Here is a 14,713-nt window from a genome sequence, read left to right as displayed (position 1 = left end):
GCCCGCCTGCCGGGGCGGGGTTGCGGGAGGCAGACAGGCGCAGCCCCTTCTGGGCTGCGCTGTGTCGGCATCAACTGCGTTTTTGCGCGAAGTAGTGGTTCCAGGCCATCTTGAAGTCGAGGTCGGTATCGTTTTGCCAGCGCCCGCTGCGCTGGGCAAACGTGCGCATGGAGTCCATCACCCGCTTGAACATGGGGTTCTCGGCGGCCTTCTTGGATGTCACCTTGTCCCAGGCGGCCAGTTGGGCGCGCAGGATGGCGTCGGGTGTCTTGTAGAACTTCACGCCCTGCTTGGACTGCATCTCTGCATAGTCCTTGGCATAGCGGTCGGTGGCCTTCCAGCTCATGTCGGCGCTGGCGGCCTGGGTGGCGTACTCGATGATGGACTTGATCTCGGCCGGCAGGGCGTTGAACTTGGTCTTGTTGAACAGCACCTCAAACTGCTCGCTCGACTGGTGAAAGCTTTGCAGCATGCAGTTCTTGGTCACATCTGGAAAGCCCAGCACGCGGTCGCTGGATGCATTGTTGAACTCGGCGGCATCCAGCAGGCCGCGATCCAGGGCTGGAACGATCTCACCGGCAGGCAGCGGGTTCACTGCCAGACCCATTTCCGTAAACACATCCACGGCAAGGCCGACGGTGCGGAATTTCAGTCCCTTCAGGTCCTCCACCTTGGCCACGGGTTTCTTGAACCAGCCCAGCGGCTGGGTCGGCATGGGGCCGTAGAGTTTGGAGACCACATCCATTTTCAGGCCGCCGTAGATCTCGTCCAGCAACTCCTTGCCTCCGCCATAGTTGTGCCAGGCCAGCACCATATTGGCATCCATGCCAAAGGCCGGTCCGGACCCCCACAGCGCTACGGCCTGGCTTTTGCCATACCAGTACGCAATCACGCCGTGTCCGCCATCCAGCGTGCCTTTGGATACGGCATCCAGCAACTGGAATGCAGGCACCACGGAGCCGGCAGGCAGCACCTCGATCTTGAGGCGGTTGCCAGTCATGTCGTTGACTTTCTTCGCGAAGTCCTGGGCAAACTCGTGAAAAATGTCCTTGGCCGGCCAGGTACTCTGAAAGCGCCAGGACGTGGTCTGGGCCGTGCTTATCATGGGCACGGACATGGCGGAAGCAGCCACCGCGGCACCTTTGAGTAGGTTGCGGCGGCCGGCTTTCTGGGTCTCCTGTGTCATCTACTTCATCTCCTCTGGGTGGTTATCCTGGCCTTCCGCCAGTGCATGCATCTTTGAAGCGAGTGACAGGCCGGCGCAGAGGGTTAACACCAGACTTGATGGGTGGATGGCGGCTTGAAGTCTTGATGTTTCTTTAGTGAAATCAATCTATTACGCCCGCAATTAAAGTGGTGTTTGCTATGGATTGGTGAGTGTTTGGCAGTGCTGGAGATCTGCCGGTTAAGGGTAATTTGGGGGGCGCTGCGTAGATGTATCGTTGCGGTAAAGCTCGCAAAGCAAGCGCCTGAATGACTTGCCGTGCACTAGCATGCAGCCAGTCTGACTTGACGCCAAAGCTCCATGCCTCATTCATCCTCCGACTCTTTCCTGCCGCTTACCCGCAGACATTGGCTGCAGCATTCCGGTGCTGTGCTGGGGGTGCTGCCCGTCATTCCCTTGCTCGGCTGCGCAGCTCCCGCTGCGGAGTCGGTGAGGAGCGTGGGGAAAGCGGCTGCTCCATGGCTCAGCGGTGGTACGGCGGCCATCACAGCCGCTGTGCGCGGCATCAACCCGTTTGCCAGTGCCGGGCTGGCGGGCAGTTGCCGCCTGACCTGCGAGGCCACCATCGGCCCCTGCCACACGCTGTCTCCCGAGCGCATGGATGTCAGCGATGGCTGGGACGGCCTGCCGCTGCATATGCAGATCCGCGTGGTCAACGAGCGCTGCGAGCCGGTGTCGGGCACGATTGTGGAGATCTGGCATACCAATCACACGGGCGGTTACTCGGGCCAGATTCACCGCATGTGCAACAACGATGCCGCCGATGTGAACAAGCAGTTCTTTCGCGGCTATCAGCGCACCGACGGCCATGGCGTGGCGCGCTTCGACAGCTGCTACCCCGGCTGGTATCGCGGCCGTGCCGTGCATGTGCACTTTCGCATTCTGCAAGGTAGCTACGACCCGGCGGACAGCGCTGCATCGTGGCTGACCAGCCAGCTGTTGTTCAGCGATGCGCTCAACAGCGAGATCTTTGCGCAGGCGCCGCTTTACAAGGACAAGGGCCAGCCCGATACCCGCCTGGATGTGGACAACGTGGTCGGGCAGGAGCCGGACAAGACGCCTTATGTCTTCGATGTGCAGAACCTGGGAGGGGTGATGCTGGCATCGAAGACCGTGGTGGTGCGCAGCGACAGTGCCGACAAGCTCTGCCAGGTCAAGGGCTCCATGCCGCCAGGCGGCCCGGGTGGGCCAGGAGGTCCGGGGCGGCCCGGCGGCATGCGGCCGCCGCGCCCGGGCATGATGCCGCCACCTCCGCCTGGCACCTGAACCAGACTTCAGATCACCAGTCTGGAGTAGCCGATTCCGGCCGCTTTTTCCACGCGGATCTGCGCCGGAATACGCTCCTTGAGGGCTTCCACATGGCTGATGACGCCAATCATCTTGCCGCTGGCGTTGAGTGCATCGAGCGCGGCGAGGGCCATCTCCAGCGTATCGCCGTCCAGCGTGCCGAAGCCTTCGTCGAGGAATAGCGAGTCAATCGAGGTCTTGCTGCTGACCAGATCGGACAGTGCCAGTGCCAGTGCCAGGCTGACGAGAAAGGCCTCGCCGCCGGAGAGCGTGCGCGTGTCGCGCGCCACATCGCCCTGCCAGCCGTCCACAATGTCCAGCTCCAGCTCGCCAGTGGGCTTGCGCCGCAGCAGATAGCGACCGTGCAGGCGCTCCAGGTGTCGGTTGGCCAGATGCAGCAGATGGTCTAGCGTCAGCCCCTGTGCGAACTTGCGGAACTTGTCGCCTCTGGCGGAGCCTATCAGGCTGTCCAGGTGTTGCCAGAGATCGCTGTCCTGTTCCTGCTCGGCAATCCGGGCCAGCAAGGCTTGCTGGCCCGCGCGGCGGTCATCGTCATCTTTGAGGCGGGCGCGGTGGGCGCCCAGTTGCTCGGCCTGCTGGGCGCGTTCGGTCTCCAGCTGGGTAATCTGCTCGGTAATGGTTTCGGGTGCTTCATCGCTGAGCGCCTGTGTCTGCAGTGCGGTCAGGCGCCGGCTGGCGTCTGCCTGCAAGGCGGCTGCGCGTTGTGCCGCGCCCTGAAGCTGGTTGCTCAGTGCCTGCAGACCTTGCTGTTCGGCATCGGACAGCAGGGCTGCGGAGTACTGCGCCTCGTCGGAGAACGGGCTGGCCTGCAGCGCCTGCTGCCATTCGGCCTGGGCCTGCCGCGTCGATTGCTGCAGCTGCTCGAGCGTGGCTTGTGCCTGGCTTGCCTGACCTTGCAGCGTGGCCAGCTGCTGCGCAGTCTGCTCGAGCAGGGTTTTGCAGTCATGCAGCGTGGCGGCGGCTGGCGCTGTACAGGCGGTGGCGTCGGCGGGCAGATCGGGCAGGGCCTGGCTGCGTTGCAGCCAGTGCTCGGCATCCTCTGCGGCTTGTTCGACCTGGCGTTGCAGCAGGTCGATCTGCTGGGTCAGCTCTTGCATTGCCTGTTGCTGGCGCTGCCATTGCTGCCATTCCTGCTGACGCGCATCTAGCCAGTCTGCGGTGTCCGCGCTCTCGGGCAATGCGTAGCCTGCCGTCTGCAGGGCAAGCTGCAAGCGAGTTTGCAGGTCGCCGGCCTGCTGCATCAAGGCTTGCAGTGCCTGAGCGGTCTGCTCCTGCTGCGTCAGATTGTTCTGCAGAGCCTGCCGGGTGCTGGCCTGTGCATGCTCGATCTGCTGCTGGTGTTGCAGAGCCGCCTGGCAGGCGTCCTTGGACTGTTGCAGCTGGCGTTCGGCAGTTTCGGCATCGGCCAGGTTCTGCTGCAGCTGCGCAATCTGCTGCCCGGCTTCAGCGCAAGCGGTGCGCAGTGCTTCGGGCTGCTGCCATGCCGCCTCATCCAGCGGCACAGCGCTCTGTGCGCGCAAGTCAGCCCAGCGTGACAGCCATTTTTCAATCTGCTGGGCAATGGCCTGGTGCTGCTCCTGCTGCAGCTGCTGCTGACCCTGGGCAGTGGCCAGCGCGGTGTTCAGCTGCTCGCCCTGGCGTTGCAGAGATTCCAGCGCGCTCTGCGCCTGCTGCAGAGCAGCGGCAGTGGCTGATACATCCAGCGCCGCGTATTCGGTGATGGCTGGGTGATCCTGAGACCCGCACAGCGGGCAGGCTTCGCCGGGCTGCAGCGCGGCGCGGTGCTCTTGCAGGCTTTGGATGAGGCGCTCCTGGTCAAGCAGGGCTTGCTTGTCGGCCACCTTTTCCTTGAGCGCCTTGTACTGCGCACGCAAGTCATCGCGTTGCGCCAGCTGCTCTTGAATGCGGGAATCAACGGAGCTCAACGCCTGCGAATTGCGCTGCTGCTGCACGTCCAGGGGCTGGCGCAGTGCGGCATGTTCCTGCAACTGCTGCCAGTGATGCAGCTGGCGCTCTGCGTTTTGCCAGTGGCTGCGCAGCTGAGGCAGGCTGCCGTGCGTGGCCAACTGCTGCTGCAGGGCTTGCTCTGAGGCCTGCTGCTGTTGCAGCGTCTGGGAGACTTGCCGTGTCGACTGCGTGGATTGCTGTGTCTGTGCATCTGCTTGCTGCTGCAGTTGCCGGGCGAGCTTCTGCAACTGCGTCATCTGGCCTTCTGCCTGGACGGTTTGACGTTGCAGTTGCTGGCCTTGCTGCAGCTGCTCGCGCCAGCCGCTGAGGTTTTCACCCAGCAGGGCGTGGCTGGCATGGGCCTGTTGCCATGCCGTCAAGTCGGCCTGCCGGGCCTGTGCAGACTGCAGCTGCAGCCTTGACTGCTGCAGCTGATCGCCAGCCAGTTGCCGGGCCTGTTGGTGTTGATGCCATTGCGCGCTTTGGGCTTGCAGCCGCAGGGTATGCAGTTGCTGCAATTGCGCGGCCTGTTCGCTTTGCTGGTCTTGTGCCAGCTGCCAGCGATGGTGCATGGGCTGGATTGCCTGCGCAGGTCCGTGGGCCTGCAGGCGCAGCAAATCGTGCGCGGCATCACTCAGCGCTTGCTGGGCGTTTGCTTGTGCATTGCGTGCCTGCTCCACGTTCTCCATGGCCTGCATGGTCTGTGCCTGCCAGCGTTGTACGGTTTGCAGCTGCTGATGGCGTGCCTGCAGATCCGTCAAGCCGGTCTGCAGCAGTACTGCCTGGGACTGCAGCTGCTCGCGTGTGCCTGCATCCAGCAGTTGCATGCCCTGTGCCTGGGCCTGTTGCTTCTCCAGGGCCTGGCGGGCGTCGCGCGCTCTTTCGAAAACGGACTGCGAGATGCGACCGTAGATATCGGTGCCGGTCAGTTCTTCGAGCAGCTCGGCGCGCTCATTGGCCGTGGCCTGCAAGAAGGCGGCAAAGCCTCCCTGGGCCAGCAGCATGGACTTGGTAAAGCGCGCAAAGTCCAGTCCGGTGATTTCGGCGATGCGCCGGGTTTTGTCCTTGATATGGGTGGTGAGTATGCTGCCGTCCGCCACCAGTGCCAGCTCCACCCTGGGAGCTTGAAGGGCTGCATCCGGCTTGCCGCGCGCGCGGCGCTGGCTCCAGAAGGCGCGGTAGGCCACGCCCTTGACTTCGAACTCCACCTCGGCTTCGCACTCACCGGTGTGGCGCGTCATGATGTCGTTGCTGCCGCTGATGCTGTCGAGGCGCGGCGTCTGGTGATAGAGCGCAAGGCAGATGGCATCGAGCAGCGTGGATTTGCCAGCGCCCGTGGATCCGGTGATGGCAAACAGGCCGTTGTCGGCAAAGGGGGCAGCGGTGAAGTCGATGTTCCACTCGCCCTTGAGCGAGTTCAGGTTCTTCAGCCGCAGTTTGAGAATTCTCATGCGACAGCTCCCAGCTGGTCATGGAGACCGTGTAGCACCTGTTGATAGCGCTCGGTCAGCGCCGATTGCAGTGGCGGCTCCAGGCTCTCCTGGGCCAGTCGGCGCGCAAATACATCGAGCGGGGTGAGTTCATCGAGCGACTCGCGGGCCTCGCCGGACAGCTGTGCCGCAGCTTGGCTGCGCTGGCGCTTGATGCGCAGAATCTCCACGGGCAGCGACTCGGCCATGGCCTGCACGCGCGCCGTGAGGTCGGAGAGATAGTCGTCTTCCTGTACCGTCACCTCCAGCCAGACCGGTCGATCGGCTTGTGCCTGGGCCGAGGCAGATTTCAGCAAGGCAGGCATCTGCGTCAGACTGCCGGCGATGGAGGCCATGGGCTGGAACACCGGCACGGGCAGGGCGGTGACGGCCTGCAGCCCGCCGGCATTGAGATCCACCAGGTGTACCTGCTTGGTCTGCCTGGCTTCGTCAAAGCCCAGCGCGATGGGCGAGCCACTGTAGCGGATGTGATCGAGCCCGCCGACGAGCTGCGGCTTGTGGATATGGCCAAGGGCGATATAGCAGGCTGGCGGGAAAGCATTGGTCGGAAAAGCCTCCAGTGCGCCTACATAGATTTCACGCACCGATTCATTGCTGCTGGCACCCACCGTGGTCAGATGGCCGGTGGCAATGATGGGCAGCAGTTCGCCCTGGCTGGCCTGTATCTCATTCTGCGTTTGAAGGGCTGCGGCATACACGCGCTGGTAGGTGAATGCAATCGCGGCTTGCAGTGCCTGCTGCTTGTCCTGTGCGCTTTGTCCGGCCTGACTTTGCTGCACATCACGCGGGCGGATGAAGGGCAGTGCGCAGACGATGCAGCCAGGCTCCCGCGCTGTGCCACGTCGCGGCAACGTGACGACATGCCGGGCCTCATCACCGGTCGAGCTGACCACCTGGGCGCCCAGGTAGGTCAGCAGTTCTCGGCTTTCATCGAGCACGCTGACCGAGTCATGATTGCCCGCCAGGATCAGCAAGGCCGTGCCCGCGTCGTGCAGGCGCACGATGAGCTGGTTGTACAGCTCGCGCGCATAGCTGGGCGGGGCTCCGGTGTCGAAGATGTCGCCGGCGATCAGCACGGCATCCACGGCATGGGCCTGCACCTGGGTGAGCAACCAGTCGATCAGGGCCTGATGCTCGGCCTGACGGCTGCGGCCCATAAAGTGCTGGCCCAGATGCCAGTCGGAGGTATGGAGAAGACGCATGCGGCGATGGTATGCCAGCCGGCCCCCGTCTTACTCGCTGTCCAGCCGTTCTTGCGATAGCTCCTGCTCGAACAAGGCATGGCCTTTGGCCCAGCCGCCACCCCAGATCAGGTCCATGGTCCCGGCCAGCGCCTCCAGGCGCGGTTCATCGAGGTCCGAGCGCGAATGCTCGGCCTGGAACAGGCGGTAGAGCGCGGCCTGGCTCATGCCTTCGTCCCTGAGGGCATGAGCCAGTTTCTCCAACGCCGCCGCAGTCGGTGCCGGCTGGTCTGGCCGCAAAGCTGTTTGCAGGCGTCTGGCTGGAAGCATTTCAGCGCTTGCCAGCGCGCTTGGCCGTCCAGTAGCTGAATTCTTCCTTGCCGACCTCATAGTCCAGCTCCTGCAGCCTGGCCTGCAGGTTTTCCTGCACATCGGCCACGGCACGGTTGTAGATGCTGGGGCCTATTTCCGCGAGAAAGAAATTCAGCAGGGCACCGGATTGCATATTGCCTATGGGTTCGTCCATGTTTTCGCGGAAATAGCGTTCTATGGAGGCAATGGCCTGCTGCTGCGCGTGTTTGGGGAGTTCTATGCTCATTGATCAAGCTTTCTTGTAAATCTTCTTTCGCTTCAAGCGTCTGATTTCGCTTTAGCTGACTGGCTACCTTGTCTCGCAACTGGCGGTGTGTCAGTGGCAGTCCGCTTCATGGCTTCGGCCAAGCACGGAGCGTCATAGGGTGATTGCTGCACCACATGCACTTATTATGTGCATGTGCTCATGTTGATGCACGCAGGTGGCATGAATACGATGGTTTCTTCGTTATTCACAAGGAAAAGTCATGGCCCTCGCCATTCGAATCTACAGCTCAGGTGCGCCCGAAGTGATGCAGCTCGAAGAGCTGGATCTGCCGTCACCGGGGCCGGGCGAGGTTCTGCTCGAGCAGACCGCCATCGGTGTCAATCCTCTGGATGTCAATCAGCGCAAGGGCCTGGTGCCGATTGCATTGCCTTCGGGGTTGGGTCTGGAGGGCGCGGGAACAGTGGCCGCCGTGGGCTCGGGAGTGTCGGGCCTGAAGTCAGGGGACCGTGTTGGCTACGCAACCGGGCCGCTGGGCGCGTATGCCAGTGCGCGCTTGTTCCCCGCTGATCGTCTGATCCGGCTTCCGGACGGTCTCGCGGATGATGCCGCCGCGTCGGTCCTGTTCAAGGGCATCACGGCTCAGTACCTGCTCAAGACCACCGGCCAGGTGAGTCAAGACAGCCGAGTCCTGATTTATGGCGCTGCCGGGGCTCTCGGACAGCTGATGTGCGCGTGGGCCAAGCATCTGGGCGCCCAGGTTCTGGGCGTCGTCTCCAGGCCCGCCAGCGTGGAACGAGCCAAGGCGGCAGGCTGCGATCAGGTGTTTGTCTTTGATGCGCAGACACTGGCATCCCAGGTGATGCAGGCCACGCAGGGCCGAAAGGTGGACGTGGTCTACGACTCCATCGGAAAAGACACTTTCCTGGCTTCGCTGGACTGCCTGCGACCCAGAGGGCTGATGGTGTCGTTTGGTGCCACATCGGGCCTGCCGCCTGCCATTGAGGTCGGCGTGCTCAATGCCAAGGGCTCGCTGTTTCTGACCCGTCCGTCTCTGGCCGCGCATACGGCAACGATAGAGGAATATCAGAGCCGTGCGCAGGACGTGCTTGACGCCATCGCAGCCGGCATACTCACGCCTCGCATATGGAAAAGCTACGCGCTCAGGGACGTAGCCCTGGCGCACGCAGACCTGGAGCAAGGACGCTCGCAAGGCTCGATCATCCTCACCCGCTGAATCGCTACAGACACCATGGAGATATTCGACAGCCAGCACACGGATGAGCTCGCCACGCTGGTCGCACTGGCAGACCAGGGCTCGTTTGCCGCTGCGGGACGATTGCTGGCGCGTCACCCTTCGGTGCTCTCCAAGCGCATGCAGGCGCTCGAGCGAAGACTGGGCGTGCGTCTGGTGGAGCGCACCACGCGCCAGCTGCATTTCACCAGCGAGGGCTGGCGACTTGTCGAAAAGCTGCGCCAGGCTGCCCATCTGATTCGGGATGCAGAGCAGGAAGCGGCGCAGGGAGCGCAGGAAATACGGGGGCGCCTGCGCTTGTCCATGCCCGCGACGATGGGGCGGCGGTGGATCAGCCCCATGCTGGCGGATTTTTCCCTGGCCTACCCGGAGGTAGCGCTCGAAGTGGAGTACAGCGAGCGCATCGTGGACATTGTGGGAGAGCGTTTTGACGCCGCCATACGTATCGGCAATCTGGCGGACAGCCGGCTGGTTGCCACGCGGCTATGCGATCAGTACCGCCTTCTGTGTGCATCCTCCAGCTATCTTGAGCGCCATGAAGCGCCAGACAGGCCTGCGGATCTCGCTCATCACAACTGCCTGGGCTACACCGGCCTCCTGGATTTTCCGCAATGGCGACTGGTTCAGTCGGCAGGAAAGAGGGCTGCGAAGACCGTCGAATCGGTGCGCGTCAGCGGCTCCATTCTCAGCAACGACAACGAAGCTTTGCTTCATGCGGCAATCAGAGGGGTGGGCATCATTGCCGGCAGTGACTGGCACCTCATGCCCTCCATCCATGCTGGAGAGCTGGTCCGCATATTGCCGCAATGGACGTTGGGAGATACCGGGGGCATCTACCTGCTACGACCTTCGGGGCAGTACAACACGGGCGCCATGAAGGCGTTCAAGCAATGGGTGACGGAGGCTTTCGCGGCGGCTCCCTGGCGGCCCTCAGACCGCTGAGGAGCCCTGCCTGCCCTGCTGCTTCAGGGCGATGAGTACAGGTCGCTCAAGGCCTGGAACTCGGTTGCCGCGCGAGGATCAGGTGCCGCTCTTGCTTCCCAGCCAGGCAGCGCTATTGAGAAAAAAGCGTACCAGCTCGCTTTGACGGCGGGCGCCGGTCTTGGAGAAGATGGAGCGCAGGTGAGCTCTTGCGGTATTGAGGCGAATGCCCAGCGCTTTGGCAGCCTCCTCCAGCGTCAGGCCATGGGTCAGCTGTATCACCAGCGAGGTCTCTGCAGACGTGAGCTGAAACAGCTGCTGCGCCAGGTGCGCTGACGGATCGGCCTTGTCATCGGTGTTGCGCATGAACACCGCGACGCAGGGACGGCTCTTGGCTTCTGAGTTGTCACCCGAGGAAATGCTCTGGACCACAAGCCCCCAATTGAGCTGACCCGAAGGACGGGCAATCGAGATGCCTTCGGTCATGACGGACGCGGATGCCAGGGAGGACAGCAAGGCATCCTTGACCAGTCGCTGGAGCTTTCGGTTGTCGCTTGCATATTCAGCCTCCAGCATGCCTCCGGAGATCCGAATGCCATCCTGAGCATCGAGAATGCCTTTGGCCGCAGGATTGCTTTCCAGCACTTGGCCATTCTGGTCCAGGATGACGACACCCACCATCAAGCGAGCCGTGACGGTGCTGTACAGCGACATGACCTGACGATCATGGTGCAGTGCCAGATGCATATTCAGCGCACGGCGGATATGCGGCATGATCATGCGGCCCAGATCCAGATCCCGCTGGCTGAAGGCCGGTTCTGATTCGGGGCGCGTGATCCGCAGGCCGTAGACACTGCCATCGGTAGTCACGATATCGGCAGCCATCACATGGAAGATATTGTGCACACGGCACCAGTCCTTGTAATAGACGCTGCTGCGCCATTCGCTTTCGGACATCAGGTCGGGAATGGTCTTGAATTGCTCCTTGGGCATGCCAAGGAAAGGACTGTGCTCGCTGTAGACGTCGTGCGTAAGCAAGCCTTCGAGCCCTCCGGATGCGGTGATCGTCAAACCGATATTGTCTCCCTCGGTCTGGCGGATGATCAGCACTGCAAAATTGCTGCGCATATGCGTGCGAATCACCTCCAGGCAGGGAACCCAGGCCTCCGGCAAGGAAGCAGCGTCGTAGAGGTGATTGATGAATTCGCTGAAGCGCTCCGCACCGATCAGCTCTGTTGTCTCCGGGTTCTGAACTCCGGATGTCGAGCCATCTTTGAGAGCAAAAGTCATTGAGGCTTGTGCGTAATCGATGGGTTTCAGTTTGCCGTAGGTGGTGCTCATTGCGTTGACCTCTTGCTGTCTCGCATTATCAGTGCCCCTCATTGGCCTGCTTCGTTCAATGCCGTCGTATGAACGACACAAAGCCATCTGGCAGCTCTTGATCGGGCCGTTGTGCAGTACTTGCTTCAGCAAGCTGAGCATCGAATGTGCAATGAACCTGTCCAGCCAATAGTTCAACGCGCCCCTTTGTGATGCGATCCATGGCGGAGAGGCTCGCACTCTTGCAGGCTGGAACTGAAACCTATTGCTGCGTGTGGGATGGATGCATGCAAAAGGGGAGCGATGCTCCCCTTCTGTGATCTCTGGCGCACGCATGCGATGAGCGGCGTGCACCCTTGTGCCAGGCGCTATGGGCGATTGTGGCTTGAACTCACGACAAGACTGGCTTATTGCACGGCTTCGTCCTGGTCGGCCAGGAAGCCGCCGCTCTGGTGCGCCCAGAGCTTGGCGTAGATGCCACCGCGCTGCAGCAGTTGCTGGTGCGTGCCTTCCTCCACGATATGGCCTTCGTTCATCACGATCAGGCGATCCATGGCTGCGATGGTGGACAGACGGTGGGCAATGGCGATCACGGTCTTGCCGTCCATCAGCGAATCCAGGCTTTCCTGGATGGCGGCTTCCACCTCGCTGTCCAGCGCACTGGTGGCTTCGTCGAGCAGCAAAATGGGAGCGTCCTTGAGCATCACGCGTGCAATCGCCACGCGCTGGCGCTGGCCGCCCGAGAGCTTGATGCCGCGCTCGCCCACCTGGGCGTCATAGCCGCTGCGGCCCTTGAGGTCGGTCAGCGTGGCAATGAAGTCCGAGGCCTCGGCCTTGTCGGCCGCGGCCTGCATCTCGGCTTCGCTGGCGTCGGGGCGGCCATAGAGGATGTTGTCGCGCATGGAGCGGTGCAGCAGCGAGGTGTCCTGGGTCACCATGCCGATGGCACTGCGCAGGCTGTCCTGCGTCACGCTGCGAATGTCCTGGCCGTCGATGGTGATGCGCCCGCCTTGGGGCTCATGAAAGCGCAGCAGCAGGTTGACCAGCGTGGACTTGCCCGCGCCCGAGCGTCCGATCAGGCCGATGCGCTCGCCGGGACGGATGTGCAGGTTCAGGTGGTCCAGCACCTTTTTGCCGCCAGCCTTGTAGGCAAAGCTCACATCCTCGAAGGCAATCGCTCCTCGCGTGACCTGCAGCGGCTTGGCGTCGGGTGCATCGACGATGGTGCGCGGCTTGGTCAGAGTGGTGATGCCGTCCTGGATGGTGCCAACGTTCTCGAACAGGCCCGTCATCTGCCACATCACCCAGTGCGAGTAACCCATCAGCCGCAGCGCCATGGCAATCACGGCAGCCACCACGCCCGCAGATGCCTGAGCCTGCGTCCACAGATAGAGCGCCGTGCCTCCACTGGCCAGCAGCAGCAGGGCAATCATCAGGTGGTTGGTGATCTCGAACAGACTGACCAGACGCATCTGCGCATAGCCCGTGGCCTTGAAGGCTTCCATGGCATTGCGCGCATATTCGGCTTCGCGGCGCGTGTGGGCGAACAGCTTGACGGTCGCGATATTGGTATAGGCATCGGTGACGCGGCCCGTCATCATGGAGCGCGCATCGGCCTGCTCCTTGCCGATCTGGCCCAGGCGCGGCACAAAGTAGAAGCAGGCGGCGGCATAGGCAATGAACCACAGTGCAAACGGAATCATCAGCCGCCACTCGAAGCTGGCGGCCAGAATCAGAATGCCGATCATGTAGACGCCCACGCCCACAAACACATCCACCACCATGAACACCACTTCTCGCACCGACAGCGCGGTCTGCATGATCTTGGTGGTGATGCGGCCGGCAAACTCGTCCGCATAGAAGGACATGCTCTGGCCCAGCATCAGCTTGTGAAACACCCAGCGCAGCCGCATGGGGAAGTTGATGGCCAGCACCTGGTGCATGACGGTGGTGTGCAGGGCCAGCAGCGCCACGCTGCCCAGCAGGATGGCGGCGATGCCCAGCACCGTGGCTTGCTGTTCGGCCCAGAAGTTGGCGGGCGAGACCGTGCCCAGCCAGTCCACCACGCGGCCCATGATGGCGAACAGCACTGCTTCGTAGGCGGCCAGCAGTGCCGAGGTGAGGGTCATCAGACCAATCCAGCCGCGCATGCCCTGGGTACAGGCCCAGACAAAGGCAAAAAAACCTTTGGGCGGGACCTTGGGCTCCTGTGCTGGATAAGGTGGAACCTGTTTTTCAAAAAATCGGAACAAGATGGAAATTCTCCCGGTTCATGCTTGTGGCATATCTTGTCCCCATGGTAGGGGAGTGCCCTGGATTGGTGTCAAGCGTACGGGATGACCGCTTGTCCCATGGGCCATTGGTGCGGGCCTGATGAACGCATGGCGCGCTCGGGCTATAGCGGGCTGTAGCGGGTTATGGCGGGCCATATAGCGTGCTGTTGCGGAGGCCTGCGCGGAAAAAAAACGCCGCATCTTGTGCGGCGTGGCAGGAAAGCGCGCGGCGCGATCAGGCGTTGGGCAGGAAGCCTTCCACCGACAGGTAGCGCTCGCCCGTGTCGTAGGCAAAGCCCAGCACCCTGGCGCTGGGTGGCAGCTCGGGTAGCTTCTGCGCAATAGCGGCCAGCGTGGCGCCCGAGGAGATGCCGACCAGCAGGCCTTCCTCGCGAGCGGCGCGGCGCGCGTATTCGCGTGCGGGCTCGGCCTCCACCTGAATCACGCCGTCGAGCAGGCTGACGTCAAGATTCTTGGGCACAAAGCCGGCGCCGATACCCTGGATGGGGTGGGGCGCGGGCTGACCGCCGGAGATCACGGGCGATGCCGCGGGCTCGACCGCATAGACCTTGAGATTGGGGAACTTGGCCTTGAGCACCTTGGCCACGCCGGAGAGGTGACCGCCCGTGCCCACGCCGGTGATGAAGGCGTCGATGCCGTCGGGGAAGTCGCGCAGGATTTCCTGGGCCGTGGTGGCCTCATGCACGGCCACGTTGGCGGGGTTCTCGAACTGCTGGGGAATCCAGGCACCGGGCGTCTGTGCGGCCAGTTCCTGGGCGCGGGCGATGGCGCCCTTCATGCCTTTTTCCTTGGGAGTCAGGTCAAAGGATGCGCCATAGGCCAGCATCAGGCGGCGGCGCTCGATGCTCATGCTCTCGGGCATGACCAGGATCAGCTTGTAGCCCTTGACGGCCGCGACCAGGGCCAGGCCCACGCCGGTGTTGCCGCTGGTGGGCTCGATGATGACGCCACCGGGCTTGAGCGCGCCGGATTTCTCGGCGTCTTCCACCATGGACAGGGCAATACGATCCTTGATGGAGCCGCCCGGGTTGCTGCGCTCGGACTTGATCCAGACGTTGGTATTGCTGCCGAACAGACGGTTGATGTGAATGACGGGCGTGTCGCCAATCGTTTGCAGAATGTTGTCAGCTCTCATCGGACCTCCGCGAATAAGGGATGGTGGGACAGTGGATCGCAGCGCAGGCTGTCTGCGCAG

11 protein-coding genes are annotated in these 14,713 nt (G+C 62.5%); 3 read left to right on the top strand and 8 right to left on the bottom strand.

The window, feature by feature from the left end; translation table 11 throughout:
* Positions 1-70 precede the first annotated feature (70 nt).
* The gene (locus Cth01_RS05620) at positions 71-1,186 is read right to left on the bottom strand and encodes a TRAP transporter substrate-binding protein (protein WP_034354417.1); all 1,116 of its coding nucleotides are present in this window, start codon (positions 1,184-1,186) and stop codon (positions 71-73) included.
* Between the two features lie 339 nt (positions 1,187-1,525).
* On the opposite strand from Cth01_RS05620, the gene Cth01_RS05615 reads away from it, so the two are divergent.
* Positions 1,526-2,491 carry a dioxygenase family protein gene (locus Cth01_RS05615; RefSeq protein ID WP_233425112.1) on the top strand — a complete coding sequence of 322 codons (966 nt, stop codon included), beginning with the start codon at positions 1,526-1,528 and terminating at the stop codon, positions 2,489-2,491.
* An 8-nt stretch (positions 2,492-2,499) separates the two neighbouring features.
* Here the strand turns inward: Cth01_RS05615 and Cth01_RS05610 are convergent, their stop codons facing one another.
* From Cth01_RS05610 to Cth01_RS05595, 4 genes are all read right to left on the bottom strand, one after another.
* Positions 2,500-5,931 (bottom strand): AAA family ATPase, encoded by a 3,432-nt coding sequence (locus tag Cth01_RS05610; protein ID WP_045838712.1) that lies wholly within the window; start codon positions 5,929-5,931, stop codon positions 2,500-2,502.
* Entirely contained in the window at positions 5,928-7,172 is a 1,245-nt protein-coding gene (sbcD, locus tag Cth01_RS05605) for an exonuclease subunit SbcD (protein WP_045838711.1), read from the bottom strand. Before sbcD ends, Cth01_RS05610 begins: the two co-directional genes overlap by 4 nt.
* Before the next feature lie 30 nt (positions 7,173-7,202).
* On the bottom strand, positions 7,203-7,379 hold the full coding sequence (locus Cth01_RS24230; RefSeq protein WP_233425111.1) for a hypothetical protein: 177 nt from the start codon (positions 7,377-7,379) through the stop codon (positions 7,203-7,205).
* 103 nt (positions 7,380-7,482) lie between these two features.
* Positions 7,483-7,749: a DUF2164 domain-containing protein gene (locus Cth01_RS05595; protein ID WP_012839864.1), complete on the bottom strand. Its 267-nt coding sequence runs from the start codon at positions 7,747-7,749 to the stop codon at positions 7,483-7,485.
* Positions 7,750-7,990: 241 nt separating this feature from the next.
* Here Cth01_RS05595 and Cth01_RS05590 point away from each other — a divergent pair, with 241 nt between their 5' ends.
* On the top strand, positions 7,991-8,965 hold the full coding sequence (locus Cth01_RS05590; protein ID WP_045838709.1) for a quinone oxidoreductase family protein: 975 nt from the start codon (positions 7,991-7,993) through the stop codon (positions 8,963-8,965).
* A gap of 15 nt (positions 8,966-8,980) precedes the next feature.
* A complete protein-coding gene (locus Cth01_RS05585; protein ID WP_045838708.1) occupies positions 8,981-9,925 on the top strand; it encodes a LysR family transcriptional regulator in 945 nt (314 codons plus the stop codon).
* A 78-nt stretch (positions 9,926-10,003) separates the two neighbouring features.
* On the opposite strand, the gene Cth01_RS05580 is transcribed toward Cth01_RS05585, so the two are convergent.
* The 3 genes from Cth01_RS05580 to cysK form a co-directional block, all read right to left on the bottom strand.
* Positions 10,004-11,245 carry a helix-turn-helix transcriptional regulator gene (locus tag Cth01_RS05580; protein WP_233425110.1) on the bottom strand — a complete coding sequence of 414 codons (1,242 nt, stop codon included), beginning with the start codon at positions 11,243-11,245 and terminating at the stop codon, positions 10,004-10,006.
* A 386-nt stretch (positions 11,246-11,631) separates the two neighbouring features.
* A complete protein-coding gene (locus tag Cth01_RS05575; RefSeq protein WP_045838706.1) occupies positions 11,632-13,476 on the bottom strand; it encodes an ABC transporter ATP-binding protein in 1,845 nt (614 codons plus the stop codon).
* A gap of 256 nt (positions 13,477-13,732) precedes the next feature.
* Positions 13,733-14,653 carry a cysteine synthase A gene (gene cysK, locus Cth01_RS05570; RefSeq protein WP_012839856.1) on the bottom strand — a complete coding sequence of 307 codons (921 nt, stop codon included), beginning with the start codon at positions 14,651-14,653 and terminating at the stop codon, positions 13,733-13,735.
* Between the last annotated feature and the right edge of the window lie 60 nt (positions 14,654-14,713).

The sequence above is a fragment of the Comamonas thiooxydans genome (genome assembly GCF_000964545.1).
Lineage (GTDB): Bacteria > Pseudomonadota > Gammaproteobacteria > Burkholderiales > Burkholderiaceae_C > Comamonas > Comamonas thiooxydans.
This window is presented reverse-complemented; position numbering and strand designations above follow the sequence as displayed.

Bases quoted from the DNA above. Each gene is read 5' to 3' on its own strand.
- Cth01_RS05620 (WP_034354417.1), bottom strand. From the start codon at position 1,186: ATGACACAGGAGACCCAGAAAGCCGGCCGCCGCAACCTACTCAAAGGT.
- Cth01_RS05615 (WP_233425112.1), top strand. From the start codon at position 1,526: ATGCCTCATTCATCCTCCGACTCTTTCCTGCCGCTTACCCGCAGACAT.
- Cth01_RS05610 (WP_045838712.1), bottom strand. From the start codon at position 5,931: ATGAGAATTCTCAAACTGCGGCTGAAGAACCTGAACTCGCTCAAGGGC.
- sbcD (WP_045838711.1), bottom strand. From the start codon at position 7,172: ATGCGTCTTCTCCATACCTCCGACTGGCATCTGGGCCAGCACTTTATG.
- Cth01_RS24230 (WP_233425111.1), bottom strand. From the start codon at position 7,379: ATGAGCCAGGCCGCGCTCTACCGCCTGTTCCAGGCCGAGCATTCGCGC.
- Cth01_RS05595 (WP_012839864.1), bottom strand. From the start codon at position 7,749: ATGAGCATAGAACTCCCCAAACACGCGCAGCAGCAGGCCATTGCCTCC.
- Cth01_RS05590 (WP_045838709.1), top strand. From the start codon at position 7,991: ATGGCCCTCGCCATTCGAATCTACAGCTCAGGTGCGCCCGAAGTGATG.
- Cth01_RS05585 (WP_045838708.1), top strand. From the start codon at position 8,981: ATGGAGATATTCGACAGCCAGCACACGGATGAGCTCGCCACGCTGGTC.
- Cth01_RS05580 (WP_233425110.1), bottom strand. From the start codon at position 11,245: ATGAGCACCACCTACGGCAAACTGAAACCCATCGATTACGCACAAGCC.
- cysK (WP_012839856.1), bottom strand. From the start codon at position 14,653: ATGAGAGCTGACAACATTCTGCAAACGATTGGCGACACGCCCGTCATT.